General features: G+C 71.8%; 16 protein-coding genes and 1 pseudogene. 8 read left to right on the top strand and 9 right to left on the bottom strand.

The annotated features are described in order from the left end of the window. The first annotated feature begins 65 nt into the window (after positions 1–65). The 4 genes from QM779_RS08035 (at position 66) to cysK (ending at position 2,921) form a co-directional block, all read left to right on the top strand. Entirely contained in the window at positions 66–710 is a 645-nt protein-coding gene (locus QM779_RS08035) for a dihydrofolate reductase family protein (RefSeq protein WP_428533988.1), read from the top strand. A 315-nt stretch (positions 711–1,025) separates the two neighbouring features. Beyond that, positions 1,026–1,499 carry a DUF4395 domain-containing protein gene (locus tag QM779_RS08030; RefSeq protein ID WP_428533986.1) on the top strand — a complete coding sequence of 158 codons (474 nt, stop codon included), beginning with the start codon at positions 1,026–1,028 and terminating at the stop codon, positions 1,497–1,499. Between the two features lie 7 nt (positions 1,500–1,506). Then, positions 1,507–1,935 (top strand): thioredoxin family protein, encoded by a 429-nt coding sequence (locus tag QM779_RS08025; protein WP_428533984.1) that lies wholly within the window; start codon positions 1,507–1,509, stop codon positions 1,933–1,935. Positions 1,936–1,988: 53 nt separating this feature from the next. Continuing rightward, complete coding sequence (cysK, locus tag QM779_RS08020; protein ID WP_428533982.1) at positions 1,989–2,921, top strand: cysteine synthase A; 933 nt, start codon at positions 1,989–1,991, stop codon at positions 2,919–2,921. 59 nt (positions 2,922–2,980) lie between these two features. Here cysK and QM779_RS08015 read toward each other — a convergent pair whose 3' ends face one another. The 6 genes from QM779_RS08015 to QM779_RS07990 are packed head-to-tail and all read right to left on the bottom strand — an operon-like array spanning position 2,981 to position 8,648. Continuing rightward, complete coding sequence (locus QM779_RS08015; protein ID WP_428533980.1) at positions 2,981–3,748, bottom strand: DUF1684 domain-containing protein; 768 nt, start codon at positions 3,746–3,748, stop codon at positions 2,981–2,983. After that, entirely contained in the window at positions 3,745–5,463 is a 1,719-nt protein-coding gene (locus tag QM779_RS08010) for a dipeptide ABC transporter ATP-binding protein (RefSeq protein ID WP_428533978.1), read from the bottom strand. Before QM779_RS08010 ends, QM779_RS08015 begins: the two co-directional genes overlap by 4 nt. A 3-nt stretch (positions 5,464–5,466) precedes the next feature. After that, positions 5,467–6,354 (bottom strand): ABC transporter substrate-binding protein, encoded by an 888-nt coding sequence (locus tag QM779_RS08005; RefSeq protein ID WP_428533976.1) that lies wholly within the window; start codon positions 6,352–6,354, stop codon positions 5,467–5,469. After that, entirely contained in the window at positions 6,336–7,154 is an 819-nt protein-coding gene (locus QM779_RS08000; RefSeq protein ID WP_428533974.1) for an ABC transporter substrate-binding protein, read from the bottom strand. Before QM779_RS08000 ends, QM779_RS08005 begins: the two co-directional genes overlap by 19 nt. A 34-nt stretch (positions 7,155–7,188) precedes the next feature. Beyond that, entirely contained in the window at positions 7,189–8,178 is a 990-nt protein-coding gene (locus tag QM779_RS07995) for an ABC transporter permease (protein WP_428533972.1), read from the bottom strand. Beyond that, complete coding sequence (locus QM779_RS07990) at positions 8,175–8,648, bottom strand: ABC transporter permease (protein ID WP_428533970.1); 474 nt, start codon at positions 8,646–8,648, stop codon at positions 8,175–8,177. Before QM779_RS07990 ends, QM779_RS07995 begins: the two co-directional genes overlap by 4 nt. Before the next feature lie 35 nt (positions 8,649–8,683). On the opposite strand from QM779_RS07990, the gene QM779_RS07985 reads away from it, so the two are divergent. Beyond that, positions 8,684–8,812 (top strand): hypothetical protein, encoded by a 129-nt coding sequence (locus tag QM779_RS07985; RefSeq protein ID WP_428533968.1) that lies wholly within the window; start codon positions 8,684–8,686, stop codon positions 8,810–8,812. Positions 8,813–8,937: 125 nt separating this feature from the next. Here the strand turns inward: QM779_RS07985 and QM779_RS07980 are convergent. Together QM779_RS07980 and QM779_RS07975 are read right to left on the bottom strand one after the other, a co-directional pair. Beyond that, positions 8,938–9,084: pseudogene (locus QM779_RS07980) on the bottom strand (ABC transporter permease); the annotation flags it as partial. Beyond that, a complete protein-coding gene (locus QM779_RS07975; protein WP_428533966.1) occupies positions 9,081–9,203 on the bottom strand; it encodes a hypothetical protein in 123 nt (40 codons plus the stop codon). The gene QM779_RS07975 and the pseudogene QM779_RS07980, both read right to left, overlap by 4 nt. A gap of 350 nt (positions 9,204–9,553) precedes the next feature. Between QM779_RS07975 and QM779_RS07970 the strand changes: the two genes are divergently transcribed. Beyond that, positions 9,554–10,780 (top strand): trans-sulfuration enzyme family protein, encoded by a 1,227-nt coding sequence (locus QM779_RS07970; protein ID WP_428533964.1) that lies wholly within the window; start codon positions 9,554–9,556, stop codon positions 10,778–10,780. A 37-nt stretch (positions 10,781–10,817) separates the two neighbouring features. On the opposite strand, the gene QM779_RS07965 is transcribed toward QM779_RS07970, so the two are convergent. Beyond that, positions 10,818–12,161 (bottom strand): pyridoxal-phosphate dependent enzyme, encoded by a 1,344-nt coding sequence (locus tag QM779_RS07965; protein WP_428533962.1) that lies wholly within the window; start codon positions 12,159–12,161, stop codon positions 10,818–10,820. Between the two features lie 385 nt (positions 12,162–12,546). Here QM779_RS07965 and QM779_RS07960 point away from each other — a divergent pair, with 385 nt between their 5' ends. Both QM779_RS07960 and QM779_RS07955 read left to right on the top strand, forming a co-directional pair. Continuing rightward, complete coding sequence (locus QM779_RS07960) at positions 12,547–13,548, top strand: methionine ABC transporter ATP-binding protein (RefSeq protein ID WP_428533960.1); 1,002 nt, start codon at positions 12,547–12,549, stop codon at positions 13,546–13,548. After that, complete coding sequence (locus tag QM779_RS07955; protein ID WP_428533958.1) at positions 13,548–14,231, top strand: methionine ABC transporter permease; 684 nt, start codon at positions 13,548–13,550, stop codon at positions 14,229–14,231. The genes QM779_RS07960 and QM779_RS07955 overlap by 1 nt, the downstream gene beginning before the upstream one ends. Positions 14,232–14,270: the final 39 nt, after the last annotated feature.

The following is a 14,270-nucleotide window of genomic DNA, read 5'->3' as shown; positions in this document are numbered from 1 at the left end:
GCCTTGACAGGGGCGCAGCGGCGGATGGTGTGATGGCGGCTCGCAACGTGCCCGAGGAGGCAGGAATGGCGGTCCGTGTCGATCTGAACATCTCGCTGGACGGGTTCGCGGCCACGACCGACCAGACGCCGGAGAATCCCATCGGGGAGGACTGGCAGCGGCTCGTCGCCAGCTACGTGGCCACCCGGACGTTCCGCGAGCGCGTCCTGCACGACACGAGCGGGGAGGGAACGACCGGCGTCGACGACGACTATGCGCAGGCCTACTTCGCCGAGATCGGCGCCGAGATCATGGGCGCGGGCATGTTCGGGCTGCACAGCTTCCCCGACGACCCCGACTGGAAGGGATGGTGGGGCGACGAGCCGCCCTTCCACGTCCCCGTGTTCGTGCTCACCCACACCGCCCCGCGGCCCCCGATCGAGATGGCGGACGGCACCACCTTCCACTTCCTCACGGCGACGCCGGCCGAGGCGCTCGAGCGCGCGCTCGAGGTCGCCGGCGGCAGGGACGTCCGGATCGGAGGCGGCCCGAGCGTGGTGCGCGACTTCCTGAAGGCCGGCCTGGTCGACCGGCTCCACGTCGCGATCGTCCCGATCCTCCTCGGCCGCGGCGTCCGCCTCTGGGACGACCTGCGCGAGTGGGAGACCGGGTACACCGTCTCCGCGGACGCAGCTCCGAGCGGCACGATGCACCTCACCTTCCGGCGCTGACGCCCCGTCGCGGGGACGGCCGAACGAGGTGCCGGGACCGGCGCGGCCCGGGAGATGAGACGCCGGGTCCCGACGCGTGGTCGCACTCCGAGGAGAGGTGCTACCCTTTTCAACATGTTCACCGCACCTGCTGCCACCCGGGTGGCCTTGGCGTGCGTGTGTCTGTGTTGTCGCTGTTGCTGATCCGCCCGACACCACATCCTGACCGCTGCGCTGCCGCAGAACTCCGGTCACCACCATCCTGAATCCGCCGGTACGCCGCGGGATGTGCTGTCAGGGCCCACGCCCTCCCACCGACGCTCCCGAGGACCGCTCATGCCCACCACGCCCGCACCCGCCGCAGACCAGATCGACCCGCGCAGCCCGCGCTTCGGCGCCGTGATCACCGCGGTGCTGCTCGCCCTGATCCTGATCCTCGGGCCGACCTCGGTCGTCGGGCTGGTGCTCCTGGTCATCCAGACGCTCGCCTTCGCCGCCGGCTCCCTGCTCGGGTTGAAGGCCCAGCCGTGGGGGATCATCTACCGCCGGTTCGTCCGGCCCAGGCTCGCGCCGCCCACCGAGCTGGAGGACTCGCGTCCGCCCCGGTTCGCGCAGACGGTCGGGCTCGTGTTCGCCCTCGCCGGGCTTGCCGGCTGGCTGCTCAGCCTGCCCGTGCTGTTCTACGTCGCGGTGGCATTCGCCCTGGTCGCGGCCCTGCTGAACGCCGTGTTCGACTTCTGCCTCGGCTGCGAGCTGTACCTCCTCGGCAAGCGGGTCCTCGGCGGCGCGAACGCCGCGACGGCGAGCTGAGGCCCCGATGACCGGAGTGTGGATCGTCGTGGCCGCGGTGGCGCTCGCCCTCGCGTTCGGCGGCTACCGGAGGCTGACGGACGGACGCGTCCGCGCCGTCGCGACCTCGTCTGCGCCGCGGCTGGACGCGTCGCGGCTCGGCAGCGAACTGGGCTCGGACGCGACGTTCGTCCAGTTCTCCTCCGCCGTGTGCGCTCCCTGCCGCGCGACCCACCGCCTGCTCGCCGAGGTGACCGGCACCGACCCGAAGGTGGCGCACGTCGACCTCGACGCGGAGACCCACCTCGACCTCGTCGAGGAGTTCGGCATCACCCGCACGCCGACCGTCCTGCTGCTCGACGCCGACGGCGTCGTCCAGCGCCGGATCGTCGGCGCGGCCCGCAGGGCCGACGTCCTGACCGCCCTCGAAGCCGTGTCCGGCCGCGCCGCGGCCTGATCCCTGAACCGACCACAACAAAGAAGCCTGACCAGGAAAGAAGGAAACAACCCATGGCGTACTACAAGGATGCGACCGAGCTGATCGGCCGCACCCCGCTGGTGAAGATCAACCGGCTCTACGGCGACAGCCCGGCCACCGTGCTGGCGAAGCTGGAGTACTACAACCCGGCCAACTCGGTGAAGGACCGGATCGGGGTGTCGATCATCGACGCGGCCGAGGCGGACGGCTCGCTGCAGCCCGGCGGCACGATCGTCGAGGGCACCTCCGGCAACACCGGCATCGCGCTGGCGTGGGTCGGTGCGGCCCGCGGCTACAAGGTGATCATCACCCTGCCCGAGACGTTCTCGAAGGAGCGCAGGGCGGTGCTGCGGGCCTTCGGCGCCGAGCTCGTCCTCACCCCGGCCGCCGACGGCGTCCCGGGCGCCAACCGGAAGGCGGAGGAAATCGCGGCCGCCACCCCCGGTGCGATCGTCGCCCACCAGTTCGACAACCAGGCCAACGTCGCCATCCACCGCCGCACCACCGCGGAGGAGATCTGGAACGACACCGACGGCGAGGTCGACATCGTGGTGTCCGGCGTGGGCACCGGCGGCACCATCACCGGCGTCGGCCAGGTGCTCAAGGAGCGCAAGCCGAGCGTCCAGCTGTACGCCGTGGAGTCGGCGGAGTCCGCCGTGCTGTCCGGCGAGCCGAAGGGGCCGCACAAAATCCAGGGCATCAGCCCCGGCTTCGTCCCGTCCATCCTCGACAGGGACGCCTTCGACGGCATCATCAAGGTGAGCTCCGACGACGCCCTGGAGTGGGCGCGCCGGGTGGCGAAGGAGGAGGGCCTCCTGCTGGGCATCTCGTCCGGTGCCGCGCTGCGAGCCGCCGCCGACCTCGCCGCCGACCCGGCGAACGCGGGCAAGACGATCGTCGTGATCACCCCCGACTGGGGCGAGCGCTACCTGTCGACCCCGCTGTACGCCGACCTGCTCGACTGAACAGCGAAGAGGGTCCCGTCGGCTCCGGCCGGCGGGACCCTCTGTCGTGTCCGGAGTGTCTAGCTCGCGTTGCCGGGGTCCCGCTCGCCGGCCCGGACGGCGACCGCGAGGATGTTGCCGGCGGGCGGGAGCGGGCACGTCGCGAAGGAGGTGAACGCGCAGGGCGGGTTCTCCGCGAAGTTGAAGTCGAGCACGACGGGGCCGTCGCCCGTCGTGTCCACGTCGAGCCAGCGGCCGTGGTGGTTGGACGGGTCGCCGGCGTCCTCGAAGGCGATCCAGGTGCCGTCGTTCACCGCGAGGACGTGGCGCGCGCCGTCGGCCTCGAACTCGACGGCACCGCTCACCCGCTGCTGGTGCTCGACACCGGGGAGCGCGGACGCCACGGTCACCGCCCGCACCTCCGGGTACGGCCGGTAGGTGGCGGTGATCCGCCACCGCGGGTCGTAGTCGTGAACGGGGATGCCCCGGAAGCCGCGCAGCGCCGGCGCCTCGGGATCCCGGACCCGGACGGCCCTGCGCCCCAGACCGCGGACGAGGAGCTCGAACACCCGGCCGTCCTGCTCGACGCGGGGCGCCGCTCCGGTGCCGTCCCAGAGCAGGGTCCCGGACAGGGGCGTTCCGTCGACCAGCACCGTCCCCGGAGCGTTCGCCGTGTCGACGTGGAAGCCCCCCGCGTCCGCCCACCACAGGCCGGGCAGGCCGGGCACAGCGGCGGGCCGCTCGGCGAGCCAGTCCAGGGTGGTGACGCTCAACCAGCCGTGCGGTTCGGCGAACTCGGCTCGTCGCCGCTCCCGCCACTCCCGCCAGGCCTGCGGTGCTGTGCTCATCGGGTCTCCTCCTCGGGAAGCCGGTCGCGCCGGGCGGCGTCCCTGCGCCGTCGCTGCAGTTCGGGATCGGGAACGGGCACCGCGGCCAGCAGTGCCCGGGTGTAGGGATCGCGCGGGGCGCCGAGGACCCGATCGGTGGGGCCGTGCTCGACGATTCGGCCCGACCGCATCACCGCGACCTCCTGGGACACCGCGCGGACGACGGCGAGGTCGTGGCTGATGAACAGGCAGCTGAAGCCCAGCTCGCGCTGCAGTTCGGCGAACAGCTCGAGGATGGTGGCCTGCACGGAGACGTCGAGGGCGCTCGTCGGCTCGTCGGCGATCACCAGCGATGGTTCGAGGACGAGCGCGCGGGCGATCGCCACCCGCTGGCGTTCCCCTCCGGACAGCTCGTGCGGATGCCGGTCGATCGCGTCGGCGGGAAGGCTCACCCGCGCCAGCAGCGCGGCCGCCCGCTCTCTGCGCTCCGTCCGGCCCAGCCGCGTGTGCAGGGCGAGCGGCTCGGCCACGATCGCGCTGACCCTGGCCCGCGGGTTCAGGGCCTCGGCCGGGTTCTGGAACACGAAGCCGATCCGGGCCCGCGCTCTGCGCAGGTCGGACGCCGACAGCGACCCGAGTTCGTGCCCTGCGACCATGACGCTGCCCTCGGCGGCGGGGACGAGCCGGGCCAGCGCCCTGCCCAGGGTGGACTTGCCCGACCCGGACTCGCCCACGAGCCCGAGCGTCCGGCCGGTGGGGACGGCGAGGTCGACGCCGTCGACGGCGTCCAGGCGGTGCCGTCCGGCGCCGTAGCTGACGGTGAGCCCGCGGACCTCGGCGGCGGCCCCACCGGTTCCGCCGTCCGCGGGCGAGGCCGCGGCGGCGTCCAGTCCCGCGCCGGCCAGGTCAACGCGGGGGACAGCGGCGAGGAGCATCCGGGAGTAGTCCGCGCGCGGTGCGGAGAACACCGCCCCGGCCGTCCCCGTCTCCTGAAGGACGCCGTTGCGCAGGACGAGGACGTCGTCGGCGATGTCGGCCACCACGCCCATGTCGTGGGTGATGAGCAGGATGGCGGTGCCGAGGTCATCGCGGAGTTCGCGGAGCAGGTCGAGGATGCCGGCCTGCACGGTCACGTCCAGCGCCGTGGTGGGCTCGTCGGCGACCAGGAGTTCGGGGCGTCCGGAGATCGCCATCGCGATCATCGTCCGCTGCAACTGGCCTCCGGAGACCTGGTGCGGGTAGGAGCGGAGGATCCGGCGGGGGTCGGGGAGGCCGACGCGCTCGAGCAGCGCGAGCGCCTCGGCCAGCGCCTCCGCGCGCGCCACGGGCCGGTGCGCGCGGATCGCCTCGACGATCTGGTCGCCCAGGCGCAGGACCGGGTTGAAGGCGGTGAACGGCTCCTGGAAGACGGTGCCGATGCGCCGTCCGCGGACCGAGCGGAGGGTGCCCGGGTCGGCGCCGATCAGCTCGACCCGGCCGCGCTCGGGCGTGTCCAGGACCGCGCTGCCGGTGACCTCTGCGGTCGGCGGGAGCAGCCCGAGGAGGGCCATGGCTGTGACCGACTTCCCCGACCCGGACTCGCCGACGAGGGCAAGGACACGTCCAGGTTCGACGGTCAGGTCGAGGTCGCGGACGGCGGTGCGCCGCCCGGCACGAGTGTGGAACTCGATGCCGAGCCGGCGCACCGCCAGCAGCGGTGCCTGCGCCGCGGAGGCGGGTTCAGGCGAGGGAACCATCAGCTACTGCTTGAGCGAGACCGCGGTGTAGACCGGGTAGGCAGGGAAGGCGCCGATGTAGAAGTTCTCCACGCCGGAGCCGTGCAGGAAGCTGTTCTTGTCGTAGACGATCGGGACGACGGGCGCGTCGGCGAGGATCTGCTTGTCGATCGCCCCCCACTGGCTGTTCGCCGATGCCGAGTCGGTGGTGCCCAACGCCTTGGCGATCGCCGCGTCCACGTCGGCGTTGGTGTAGCGGGAGATGTTGTAGTTCCCGCCGCCGATCTGGCTGGAGTCGTACAGCGGCTGAATGTTGGCCGCCGCCGACGGGTAGTCGGGCTGCCAGGAGCTCAGCGAGATGTCGTACCCGCTGGCGGAGTCGCCGGTGGCGTCCGAGGTCCACGTGTCCTGGTCCTCGGGCTTGATCACGACCTCGATGCCGGCCTTCTGGTAGGCCTGCTGGATCGCCTGCGCCTTCTTCACCGACGTGTCGTCGTTCGTCACGATGAGCGTCAGGGAGAGGTTGCTCACGCCGGCTTCGGTGAGGAGCTGCTTCGCCTTGTCGACGTCACCGGAGTCGCCCGCCGGGTACAGGTCGAAGTCCTCCCGCCCCGGGATACCCGGGGTGATCAGGGTGGTGGCCGGTTCCGCGGCGAGCGAGCCGCCGGCCGCGACGATGAACGCCTGCCGGTCGATCGCGTACTCCAGGGCCTGGCGCACCTTGAGGTCCTTCAGCTTGGGGCTCTTCACGTTGAGGGCGAGGTACTCGACCGCCCCCGCGCTGGAGGTGACCAGCCGGGACTTCGCCTCGGCGTTGTTCTGGGCGAGGGCGAGCTGGGCCGGCGGCACGAAGTCGGCACTGAAGCTGTTCTTGTCCGCGTCCGCGTCGGCGATCAGGGTCTGCGCCTCCACGGTCGGCTCTGGCCCTGCTTGAACACGATCTTGTCCGGACCGGCGGTGCGCACCGGGTCGGTGGACGCGTCCCAGTTCTCGTTGCGGCTGAGCACGAGTTCGCCGCCGGCGGTGTAGGAGTCGACCTTGTACGGCCCGCTGGTGATCGGGGCGTTCGCGAAGGTATCGGCCGGAGCCTTGCCCTCGGGAACGGGCGCGGTGGCGGTCGTCGAGACGATCCACGGCCAGTCGCCGTAGGCCCGGTTGAGGTGGAAGACGACCGTCTTCGCGTCCGGGGTTTCGATCGAGCTGAGCTCCTTGCCGTCGTAGGGCCCCTTGTAGTTGTCGCTGTCGGCGATCAGGGCCTTGTGGTAGCCGATGCCGCCGGCGAGTTCGGGCGTGTAGGTGCGCTCGATCCCGTACTTCACGTCGGCCGACGTGATCGGGGAGCCGTCGCTGAACTTCAGCCCGTCCTTGAGGGTGTAGGTCCACGTCTTGCCGTCGTCGGACGGGGTGCCCGCGTCGGTGGCGAGGTCACCGACCACCTGGGGGTCGCCGGTGGGGTCGACCTTCCAGGTGGTGAGCCGGCGGTCCAGCAGGCCGAGGGTCGTGGTGGCGAGGTTCCAGCTCTTGGCCGGGTCCAGGTTCACGGTCGTGGCGGAGGTGAGGATGGTCAGGGTGCCACCCTTCTGGGCTGCGGACGCCGCGGCGGCCGTCGCGGACGACGATCCCGTCGAGAAGTCGTTCGCCCCTCCACAGGCGGCCAGGCTCGTCGCGAGGACGGCGGCGCCGGCAGCGAGGAGGACTTGTCGGGTTCCCATTTCCATTTCCTTCTTCCAGGTGGCTCGTGCGCGATCACGCACGAGGATCGAGGGCCTTGTAGGTGAGGTCGACCACGAGGTTCGCGATGCCGATGAAGGCGGCGGACACGATCGTGATGCCGGTGATGACGGGCAGGTCGGTGTGGCTGACCGAGTCGATCAGGAGGGCCCCCATGCCGTACATCGAGAACACCTTCTCCGTGATCACCGCACCGCCGAGGAGCCCGCCGAGATCGAGGCCGAACATCGTCACGACGGGGATCAGCGCGTTGCGCAGCGCGTGGCGTCCGATCACCCGCGCCTCGCCGAGGCCCTTGGCGCGGGCGGTGCGGACGTAGTCGTCGCCGAGCACGTCGAGCATCTGGCCGCGGGTGATCCGCGCGTACATCGCCGCGGAGATGAAGGCGAGCACGCACCAGGGGGTGACCAGGTGGAACGCCCACTGCGCGGGGGACGTGGCGAAGGGCACGTACCCGCTGACCGGCACGACGTTGAGGATGAAGCCGAACAGCAGGATGGCGAGGAGCCCGACCAGGTACGCCGGGGTCGAGACGCCCACGATCGCCACCGTCATCACCACGCGGTCGACGACGGTCCCGCGGCGCAGGGCGGCCACGACTCCCGCCGACACGCCCACGATGAACCACAGCACCGCGGCCCCCACCGCGATCGATGCGGTGACGGGGAGGGTCTGCGCGATCAGGGACGTGACCGTCCGCTGCTGGGTGAACGACCAGCCCAGGCAGGGGGCGGGGCAGTGGATCGCGGCGCCGCCCGACCCGAACGTGCGGCCGGTGAAGATGCCGCCGAGGTAGCGCAGGTACTGCTCCCAGATCGGCTGGTCGTACCCCATCACCGACCGGGCCTGCGCCAGGTGGTCGGGCGTGCACGGCTTGCCGCAGGACAGCTGGGCGGGATCGGCCGGGAGGATGTAGAAGACGGCGAAGGTCACCATGGTGACGATCAGAAGGACGAGGACGATGCCGCCGAGGCGGGTGAGGGTCCAGCGGACGGTGCTGTTCACAGGTGCTCACCGACCAGCCGGGGGTCGAGGGCGTCGCGGAGGCCGTCACCGAAGATGTTCAGCGCGAGCGTGACGGTGACCAGGGAGATGCCGGCGGCCAGCAGGTACCACGGGTCGACCTGGACCCACCCGATGGCCGAGGCGATCGCCCGCCCCCAGGACGGGGTGGGCGGGGGGACGCCGACGCCGAGGAAGGACAGCGCGGCCTCCATCGTGACCGCTGCGGGGATCGACATGGTCGCGACCACCGTGATCGTCGAGGCGAGGTTGGGCAGGATCTCGGTCCACAGGATGTGCCCGGGCGGTGCGCCGACGGCCTCGGCCGCGACCACGAAGGAGCGGTTCCGCAGGGCGAGGGTCTGGCCGCGCGTGATCCGGGCGAGGGAGGGCCAGCTGAACAGGCCGATCACCAGCATCATGAACAGCTGCTTCGGGAACTCGGTCGGCACGATCGCGCCGAGGGCGATCATGAAGATCAGGGAACGGGAACGCCAGCATCACGTCGGTGAACCGGGACAGCGTGGTGTCGACGACGCCGGGGAAGAAGCCGGCCGTGACGCCGATGACGGTGCCCAGGACGACGGCGAAGATCGTGGCGCCCAGCCCCACCAGGAGCGAGGTGCGGGCGCCGTAGGCGACGATCGCGAAGAGGTCGCGTCCGGTCTGCGGTTCGACCCCGAACCAGTGCCGCGCGCTGACGCCGCCGAAGGGGCCGAGCGGGACGCCGGTCCCGTCCAGCGCCTTGATGTCGTAGGTGTACGGGTCGTTGCCGGTGATCGCGGTGACCAGGGGCGCGAAGACGGCCAGCAGGACGAACAGCAGCGCGACGATGCCGCCGGCCAGCGCCCACCGGTTGCGGGAGAGCCGGGACCACGCGCTGTTCGTCCCGCGGCCGGGTGTGCTCATCGGGCGGACACCTCCGGCAGGGCGACGGTCCTCGAGGGACGCCCGTCGACGAGGGTTACGGGCGCGGCCGGCAGGAGCCGGTCAGCGCTCGAGCGCGTGCCGTCGGTCAGGGGTGCCATGCGGGGAGTCCTTCAGTGCTGCCGGCGTTTCCCGGGCAGCGTGCGCCCGGATGCGGCGAGGGGGGTTGGTCGAGGGTCAGCGGGACATTCGACAACAACAACAGACCGGGGCAGCAGCGACGACGCGCAGCACCAGGTCCGGACTCATGGCTTCGATACTTCCATTTCATTGACCGCTGAACGAAATCGAGGTCCGCATTCTGGTATCCGGCCCGGAACCGCCCGGCTCCGAGACGGGTTCGCGACCGCCCTGTTCCGGTGGGACGGTGGAGCCAGAGGAGAGCGGCGCCCGCCGCGACGACCGCCCGCTGAGCGGTGGTGCCAGAGGGGCCGGGACAAGGGGGAATGTCGTGACCGATCGTCGTCCGGACAAGCACGATCCGACGAGCGTGGGGGAGGGCACATGGGCCGTGCACGGCGGCAACGAGCCCGACCCGGGCACCGGTGCGCTGCGCCGGCCGTTGGTGATGGCGAACTCCTACCTGCTGCCGCCGGATCCGTCCGGGATGGACTGGTCGAACCCGGAAGGGCTCGTCTACACGCGCACGACCGGAGCGAACCAGCAGGCGCTCGAGACCAAGCTCGCCGCGCTGGAGGCCGGCGAGGCGGCGATCGCGTTCGCGACCGGGGTCGCGGCGCTGCACGCGGTGTTCTTCTCGCAACTCCGCGCGGGCGACCACGTGGTCGTGTCCGATGTGACCTACGAGGCGGTCTGGCGGCTGTTCACCGAACTGCTGCCCGCCCGGTACGGGGTCGAGGCGACGTTCGTGGACGTCGCGGACCTCGACGCGGTGCGCGCCTCGCTGCGTCCGACCACCCGGCTCGTCCACGTCGAGACCATCGCGAACCCCACGACGAAGGTCGCCGACATCGCCGCGCTGGCCGGGATCGCACACGAGCGCGGCGCGCTGCTGACCGTCGACAACACGTTCGCGCCGCCGCCGCTGTACCGTCCGCTGACCGACGGGGCCGACCTGGTCGTCCACTCCCTGACCAAGTACATCAACGGCCACGGCGACGCCATGGGTGGGGCGGTGATCGGCAGCGCGGACCTCGTCGGGCAGGTGCGTGCGGACGCCCTCGCCGACGTCGGAGGAGTGATCTCCCCGTTCAACGCGTGGCTGATCCTGCGCGGCTCGGTCACCCTGCCGCTGCGGCTGGCGCGGCACCAGGCCAACGCGGAGCGGGTGGCCGACTTCCTCTCCGCCGATCCCCGGATCGCGTTCGTCGCGTACCCGGGACTCGCGTCGCACCCCCAGAACGACCTCGCCGTGCGCCAGTTCGGCGGACGCGGCTTCGGCGGCATGCTGGCGTTCGCGCTGGACGGCGACGCCCACCTGCAGAACGCGTTCGTCGCCCGGCTGCGGGTGGTCACGTCCGCGGTGTCCCTCGGCCACGACGAGTCGCTCATCGTCCACGTCGCGGGGAACGGGCGCGGCGGGGCAGAGCACTACCCGGAGCCGTTCCAGCGCTACGGGCACCTGCGCCTGTCCGTCGGGCTCGAGGACGCCGACGACATCGTCGCCGACCTCGACGCGGCGCTCGACGAGGTGATGCCGTCCGGTCGTCAGGGGTGAGCGGGGCCGTCCTGCGTGGGGCGCCCTCGGGGAAGGGCTACGAGCCGGGCGTCGCGGGCAGGCCCGCCTCGACCCAGGCGCCCATGCCGCCGTTCACGCTGCGCACGTTCGAGTAGCCCTGCGCCTTCAGCAGCAGCTGGGCGTAGAGCGAGCGGGTGCCCGCGGCGCAGATGGTCAGGATCGGAGCGTCGTGGTCGGCGGGTAGCCCCGCGAGACTGCCCGCCGACAGGTCCGGCAGCGGCAGCTTCACGGCGGCCGGCACCTGGGTGCGGGCCACCTCCTCGGGGTTGCGGACGTCGACCAGCGTGACGCCCGCGTCCAGCAGCCGGCTCGCCTCGGTCACGTCGATGCGGTCGGGGCCGCTCTTCGCGAGCGCGAACGCCGCCTCCAGGTGCGCGGCGAACGGGTTCGCGGGGACGGCGGGCGCGTCGTCCTCCGGCGGGAACAGGTCGGGCAGGTGGCGGCGGAACGACGAGAGGTACTTCCATGCGCTGTCGGGGAACATGACGACCGCCACCACGCCGGGCTCGTCCGGCACCGCCCGCAGGGCTCCGGCGAGGGCGAGGCCGCAGCTGGGTCCCGCGATCAGGCTCTCCTCGACGTGCAGGCGCCGGCACAGGCCGTACGCCTCCTCGTCGGTGACCTCGAGGATCGCGTCGTACTCGTCGGGGACGAAGAAGTCGGTCAGCGCCAGCGCCCTGCGGCTGCGTACCCCGGGGATGTCATGCCCCTGGGTGGGGTGGACGCCGATCACCTGCACGTCCGGGTTCTGCTCCTTCAGGAACCGGCCGGTGCCGGTAATCGTGCCGCAGGTCCCCAGCGAGGCCACGAAGTGGGTGATCGTGCCGCCGGTCTGGCGCCACACCTCCGGACCGGTGGTGCGGTAGTGCGCGTCCGGGTTGGCCGGGTTCGCGTACTGGTTCAGCTGGGTCCACCCGGGCCGGTTGCCCAGTTCCTCCGCCTTCGCCATCGCGCCCTCGGGCTGACCCGGCATCGGGCAGAGGTCGTCGTCGAGCTCGACCAGGTCGGTGCCGAACAGCCGCAGCGCGGTCCGCTTCTCCAGCGGGATCGCCTTCGACAACGTGGCCGAGAAACCGTACTCGCGCTCGTTCGCGACCATCGCCAGCCCGATCCCGGTGTTGCCCGAGGTGGGCTCGACGAGGTTTCCGAGCTGTTCGCCCCGGACCTCCGCGTCCCGGACCAGGTTCGCCGCCACCCTGTCCTTCACCGCGCCGAACGGGTTGTACCACTCGAGTTTGGCGTACACCTTCGCGTGCCGGAATCCCACCACCCGGCGCAGCCGGACGATCGGGGTCGGGTTGTCGGCGTCCGGCAGGAGGTCGAGGATCGACTCGTACGTGCGCAGGCTGTGGTCGGACACGGTGGCCCTTTCGGTCAGGGGACGGACGGGCTGCCGGCGCCCTCCAGGGGGTGCAACGAGGACGCGCCCGGCTTTTCTTCCCTCTCGCCCGGGGAAGGCGCCCCGATTTGTCGCCGCGCGGCGCGGATCGCTACCGTGGCAGGCGTGTTCACCGCATCGTGTCGTCATGCCAGCCTGCGTCCCGTGACGCCGGCCATGATGTGCGTGCGAATGTGTTGCCGCTGATCCTGACCCGGCAGCACGCATCGGTCGGCCCTTCCGCGGCCTGATCACCGTTCTCTCCCGGACGTCGTTTCGACGTTCCGTCGTGCCCTGTCGGGTTCTCCCTCACCAACCCTGCCGTCGCCGCGCTCCCGCGGCCGGCCGAAGCCAGGAGAAGTCCGTCGTGATCGAAGTCAGCGACCTGAGGAAGGTCTACCGCCAGCCCCACCGGGAGGTGAAGGCGCTGGACGGCGTCAGCCTCACCGTGCCGGACAACGCCGTGCACGCCGTGATCGGCCAGTCCGGCGCGGGCAAGTCGACGCTCGTGCGCTGCCTCGCGATGCTCGACCGGCCCACGCACGGCACGGTAGAGATCGGCGGCGTCGACCTCACCACCGTCGGTCCGGACGAGCTGCGCCGCGCCCGGCGTCGATTGGGCCTGGTGTTCCAGCACGCCAACCTCTTCGACGCCCGGACGGTTGCCGACAACGTCGCCTACCCGCTGGAACTCGCCGGGCTCGGCCGCGCGGACCGCGCGGCCCGGGCCCACGAACTGCTCGGCCTGGTCGGCCTCGGGGACGCGGCCGGCGCCCACCCCGCGCAGCTGTCGGGCGGCCAGCGGCAACGCGTCGGGATCGCCAGGGCGCTCGCCACCGACCCGGACGTGCTGCTGTGCGACGAGCCCACCAGCGCGCTCGACCCGGCGACCACCGACGAGATCCTCGACCTGATCGGCGCGCTGACGGCCCGGCTCGGACTCGCCGTGCTGGTGATCACCCACGAGATGCACGTCGTGAAGCGGATCGCCGACTCGGTCTCGCTGCTGGAGGACGGCAGGGTCATCGAGTCCGGACCGCTCACCGACGTCGTCGGCGCCTTCGGCAGCCGCCTCAGCGAGACGCTGATCGGCCTGCCGCCCACACCCGCCCCGGAGCCGGGGACCGGCACGACGATCGAGGTCCTCGACGTCGCCCCCGACCACCGGCTCACCGCGCTGACCGAGGCGTCCGGCCACTTCGGGGCCGAGTTCGCCGTCGTCGCGGCCTGTGTCGAACGGCTCGGCGGCACCACCTTCGGGCGGTGGCGCGTTCTCGTCCGGCCACCGCTGGACGCCGACGCGGTGGTCGCGCACCTCCGCGGACGCGGCGTCCACGCTGCCGTCAGCGCACCGGCGGAGGTGTCGTGATGGGCGACTGGTTCACATCCCTCCTGCAGAACCCTGCGATCACGACCGCGCTGGGGCCCGCGCTCGTCGAGACCCTGCTGATGGTCGGGATCGCCGGGTTCGCGACCGTCCTCGTCGGCCTGCCGCTCGGCGTGGTGCTGTTCGTCACCCAGCCCGGCGGCCTCGCCCACCACCGGGTGCTCAACCTCGTCCTCGGCGGCGTCGTGGTGAACATCACCCGCTCGATCCCGTACGCCATCCTGATGGTCGCGCTGATCCCGTTCACCCGGTTCGTGGTGGGCACGTCGATCGGCCCGGTCGCCGCGTCGGTGTCGCTGACGATCGCGAGCGTCCCGTTCTTCGCGCGGCTGGTGGAGGCGTCCCTGCGCGAGGTGCACCCGGGCAAGCTCGACGCCGCCCAGGCGATGGGCTCGACCCGGCTGCAGACCGTCACCAAGGTGCTGCTGCCGGAGGCGAGGCCGTCCCTGGTCGCGAACGTCACCACCACGGTCGTCGCGCTCGTCGGCTACTCGGCGATGGCCGGCCTGATCGGCGGCGGCGGCCTCGGCCGGCTCGCCTACAACTACGGCTACCAGCGCTTCCAGCCGGAGGTGATGGTCGTCGTCCTGGTGATCCTCGTGCTGCTCGTCCAGCTCGTGCAGCTCGCGGGGGACGCGCTCGTCCGCCGCGTCGACCATCGCTGACCCCCTGACTCCCGGCGCACCCTGCCGGGCCGGCCGCCA

The organism is Propionicimonas sp., assembly GCF_049840635.1.
Classification (GTDB): Bacteria; Actinomycetota; Actinomycetes; order Propionibacteriales; family Propionibacteriaceae; genus Propionicimonas.
The sequence above is the reverse complement of the archived record's forward strand: the minus strand, read 5'-3'. Positions and strand labels throughout refer to the sequence as shown.